Below are 845 nucleotides of genomic sequence, written 5' to 3'. Positions count from 1 at the left end.
CGTTCACGTCGCCGCGCGCGATCTTCTGCAGCACGTCGTACGGCGTGATGCCGGTCTTGAATTCGTAGTTGCCCGACTTGAGCCGGCTCGACAGCCCGAGCACGCGCGTCATCGCGACGAACGCGAACGGCTCGACCGGCACGCCGCCGCGCTTGAGCTGCAGCGCGACGCTCTTCACGCTGCTGCGCGGCTTGATCGTGACGTCGAGCGATGCCGAGCCCAGCAACAGCGGCCGGGTTGCCCAGTAATACCCGCCGCCCGCGCCGGCAGCGGCCACGACGACGGCCAGCGCCACGATCGTCGCGGCGCATTTCTTCAGTAGGGACATGGAAACGTGACTCAGGTAAGACCCATATAATACTTGCTCGCCTCCGTCAAAGTCAGGGTTGACTGTTCCCTCATTCCATGAGCACACCGTTCGCTTCACCGGCTGCCCAGGCCGCATCTGCCTCGCTCCCCGTTTTCCCCCGCCCGTCCGCCGCCGATTTCGATGCGCCGGCCGCCTGCATGCCGCTGCCGCAGTTCGGCGTGATCGACGTGGCCGGCGACGATGCCGCGACGTTCCTGCACAGCCAGCTCACCAACGACATCGAGCATCTCGATGCCGGCAGCGCCCGGCTGTCCGGGTACTGCTCGCCGAAGGGCCGCCTGCTCGCGTCGTTCCTCACGTGGCGCGCCGGCCACGATGTGCGCCTGCTCGTGTCGAAGGACGTGCAGCCGGCCGTGCAGAAGCGGCTGTCGATGTTCGTGCTGCGCGCGAAGGCGAAGCTGACGGACGCGAGCGACACGCTCGCGGTGGCCGGCTTCGCGGGCGACGTGCGCGACGCGCTGTCCGGCATCTTCGA

At 67.8% G+C, this 845-nt stretch carries 1 protein-coding gene and 1 pseudogene; one reads left to right on the top strand and one right to left on the bottom strand.

Annotated elements, in window-relative coordinates; all coding sequences use genetic code 11:
• Window positions 1-328 (bottom strand): annotated as a pseudogene (locus JMF90_RS38865) (endolytic transglycosylase MltG); the annotation flags it as partial.
• Between the two features lie 77 nt (window positions 329-405).
• Here JMF90_RS38865 and JMF90_RS38860 point away from each other — a divergent pair.
• Window positions 406-845 (top strand): folate-binding protein YgfZ (locus tag JMF90_RS38860; RefSeq protein ID WP_374104346.1); only part of this gene is annotated, 440 nt, incomplete at its 3' end.

This window comes from Burkholderia sp. E168m23 (assembly GCF_016586125.1).
Classification (GTDB): Bacteria; Pseudomonadota; Gammaproteobacteria; order Burkholderiales; family Burkholderiaceae; genus Burkholderia; species Burkholderia orbicola.
The sequence above is the reverse complement of the archived record's forward strand: the minus strand, read 5'-3'. Positions and strand labels throughout refer to the sequence as shown.